This window comes from Cupriavidus basilensis, from assembly GCF_029335485.1.
Lineage (GTDB): Bacteria > Pseudomonadota > Gammaproteobacteria > Burkholderiales > Burkholderiaceae > Cupriavidus > Cupriavidus basilensis_E.
The window spans coordinates 1-3,084 of the sequence record NZ_JARJLM010000022.1; the positions used below are offsets into that span (position 1 = coordinate 1).

Consider the following 3,084-nt stretch of genomic DNA (forward strand, 5'->3'; position numbering starts at 1 on the left):
ACAAACGCAAGAGGACCCTCCAGGCGCCAAAAACACCCATCAGCCCCCCCAAAAAACCACTACCGAAAATTCACCGTCACCTGATTCGCCTGCCCCAGCAACACCGGCGTCAACGCCCCCCGCCCCGGCACCTGAAAAGCAAAAACAAACCCCTTCGTAGCATCGTCGCCGCGAAAGGCCTCGGTAAGCCCCTCCGCCCCTGCCAGCAGCACGCAGCGCTGCGCATTGCAGAGATAGGCCTGCAGTTCCCGCGGCGGCGACGGATTGAAGCTGTAGCGCCACCGCACCGTCGTGATCTCGCCTTGCGACTGTGGCAGGTAGCCAGTCGGCGCGATCGGCGTGGATACCGCACGCGCCCCTTTGCCATACAGCGCGGGGCCGCCCACGGAGGCGGTCCAGGAATGGAGCGCGGACACATCCGGCGCCGCCCACGCCTGGCAGCAGGCATAGGCCAGGACCGCCGCGGCGGCGCAGTGGCGGCGCAAAGTCATAGCAGGCCGCGCAGCTGCGAGCGCAGGCGCGTGATGGCCTGGCTGCGGATCTGGCAGACCCGCGATTCCGTCACCTCCAGCACGGCGCCGATTTCACGCAGGTTGAGTTCCTGGTCATAGCACAGCGACAGCACCAGTTTCTCGCGCTCGGGCAGGCGTTCGATGGCGCGGATGAGTGCTTCGCGCATGCCGCTTTCCATCAGCACGGTGAGCGGATTGCCATCGTCGCTGACGCTCAGGTGCCGGTCGAGGAAATCCTCCTCGCCGGAGCGTTCGAAGTCCTCGTAGTGCAACAACTGGCAACCGTAGACCTCGTTGAGCAGTGTCTGGTACTCGTCGAGCGGCAGGTCCAGCTCCTGTGCCACCTCGGAGTCCAGTGGCGCGCGGCCCAGCGTCTGCTCCAGGCCACGTATGGTGCGCTCGATGCGCCGCGTGAACTGCCGCAGGCTGCGCGATTGCCAGTCGTTGGCGCGTACCTCGTCGAGCATGGCGCCACGGATGCGCTGGCTGGCGTAGGTCTCGAAGCGTGCACCATGGGTGTCTTCGTAACGCTTGGCGGCGTCTAGCAGGCCGATCATGCCGGCCTGGATCAGGTCGTCGAGCTGGACGCTGGCGGGCAGCTTGGCCGCCAGTTGCAGAGCGATGCGACGCACCAGGGATGCATGCGCGGTCACGGTATCGGTCTGTTCGAGCTTTCCCTGAATCGTGTACATAATGGAATTCTCGTGAGTCCTGGCTTGGCTTGCCGGCCCCGGCGCTAGGCCAGGGCCGTGGCTGACGGCGCCGTCGGCGCCGTCAGGGTTGAACGGGAACCGGTGGCCAATGGCCAGGCTGCAATGCTCAATGCAATGCGGCGCAGCGCGGCGGTGGCGGGTGCGGCGGGAAAGGCCTCGACCACGCAGCGGCCCAGCGCGGCGCTGCGCCCGACCAGCGGGTCGGACGGCAGGCTGCCGGCGGGGCGCGCGTCGACGCCGAGATACTGGCTGGCGGTGCGCGCCAGGTTACCCAGCACGGCGCCGGCGGCGGACTCGCTGGCGGCGGCGTTGATCACCAGGTGGAAGCGGCGGCAGGCATACAGGTGGTTCATCCGCTTGATCGCGGCGTAAGCGGCCTTGATCGAGTCCGGCTCCGCGCGCAGCACCACGACAAGGTTGTGCGCCGTGCCGGCAAACTGCGACAGGCCACCGTCCGCCTCACTGCGGGCATCGCTCACCACGGTGCGAAAGGCGCTCAGCGCCTGCGGGTCGCCGCTGGCTTGCGGGCTGCCGGGCAGTACCGCGATAGCACCGGCAGGGCGCTTGCCCAGCGCCGCTTCCAGCGTCAGCGCGCCACCCAGCACGGCGGCCAGGGTGCCCTCCGGGCTTGCGCCGGCCAGCCGGGTGGCGCGCGCGCCGAAGCGATCCTCATCGATGAGCAGCACGCGCTCGCCTTGCAAGGCAAGCGCGTTGGCCAGGCCCAGCGCTACCGTGGTGGCGCCGGCGCCGGCATCGCTCGCGACCACCGCGATGCGGCGCGTGGCGCGTGGCGCCAGCATGCGCCGCAGGCTCTCCGCCTGGTCGGAGGCGAGTAGATTCACGGCTTATTCCCCCTGCACCTGCGCCAGCGTCCGGAACGTGCGGCTATGGCTCATGCTCGCTTCGAGCAAGCCACCGGCATCGCTGGCGCGAGCATTTTCCGGCTGGGTTTCCGGCACGGCGGGCATGGCGGCGCGATGACCCCGGGCCGGATAGTTCTCCAGCACGTCGAGCAGGGCCAGCAGACGCCCCATGCCCTCCACCAGCACGGCTGCACCCGGCGTCTGGCGGGCCGGCGCACGGCCGGACAGACGCGCGAGGAAGGCCGCGGCCGTGCCCTCGGCTGCCAGTTCCAGCCGCAGCGCGGCCAGGCCCATCTGCAGCGCCAGCAGCCGGGCGCAAGCCTGGACCTCGTGCGCGGACCCGGTGCCGCCGTCTTGCCGCTCTGCGCCCTGGCCAAGATGGTCCAGCGCATGGCGCAGCGTGCGCAGTTGCGCTTCGCCGGCCTCGGCCCAACGGGCCCAGCGGGCCAGCTGCGCGCCTTCGGCCGACAGCGCCGGATCGCACAGCAGGTAATTCACCGCGAGGGTCTGACCGTTCTCGCGATCGACCACACGCGACACCAGCAAGCCTGCCTCGATGCCTGCCTCGGCAGCGCCGCGCGTGCCACGGGCCTGACCCTCGAGCACCCGCACGGGGCCCTGGGCGATCCACTGCACGGCATCGCGGCCGCGGTAGTCGATATCCTCTACCGCGTGGAAGGTCAGCGTTTCAGCCAGCGCGTCGAGCTTGGCGGCCGCGCCGCCGCTGGCCACGCGCGTGGTCTTGCGGGCGGCGGCGAACCAGCGCTCGCCAGCTTGCTGCCAGCGCGCCAGCGCGGCGGCACCTGGCATGGCGTCCAGCACATGGACCACGGTACGGGCTGCGGCGATGGCAGCGCACAGGTTAGCGGCATCCGCCTCCCAGCCACCCTGGGCGGCTTGTAGCGAGGGGCCCACCCGGCCCGCCGGCGCGGCGGCAGCGGCCAGCGGCAGGCCGTCGCGATCCGCCAGCCACAAGGTGTGCTGCCAGGGGCGCGG

General features: G+C 70.3%; 3 protein-coding genes and 1 pseudogene. All 4 read right to left on the reverse strand.

Annotated elements, in window-relative coordinates:
* Positions 1 to 59: 59 nt before the first annotated feature.
* Positions 60 to 491 (reverse strand): flagellar protein FlhE, encoded by a 432-nt coding sequence (locus tag P3W85_RS01620; protein WP_017225389.1) that lies wholly within the window; start codon positions 489 to 491, stop codon positions 60 to 62.
* Complete coding sequence (locus P3W85_RS01625; RefSeq protein ID WP_017225388.1) at positions 488 to 1,204, reverse strand: RNA polymerase sigma factor FliA; 717 nt, start codon at positions 1,202 to 1,204, stop codon at positions 488 to 490. Before P3W85_RS01625 ends, P3W85_RS01620 begins: the two co-directional genes overlap by 4 nt.
* A 44-nt stretch (positions 1,205 to 1,248) precedes the next feature.
* Positions 1,249 to 2,067: a MinD/ParA family ATP-binding protein gene (locus P3W85_RS01630; protein ID WP_276263488.1), complete on the reverse strand. Its 819-nt coding sequence runs from the start codon at positions 2,065 to 2,067 to the stop codon at positions 1,249 to 1,251.
* Positions 2,068 to 2,070: 3 nt separating this feature from the next.
* Positions 2,071 to 3,084, reverse strand: a pseudogene (gene flhF / locus P3W85_RS01635) (flagellar biosynthesis protein FlhF); the annotation flags it as partial.

Excerpts from the sequence above, each read along its gene's own strand:
- P3W85_RS01625 (WP_017225388.1), bottom strand. The coding sequence starts at position 1,204 with ATGTACACGATTCAGGGAAAGCTCGAACAGACCGATACCGTGACCGCG.
- P3W85_RS01620 (WP_017225389.1), bottom strand. The coding sequence starts at position 491 with ATGACTTTGCGCCGCCACTGCGCCGCCGCGGCGGTCCTGGCCTATGCC.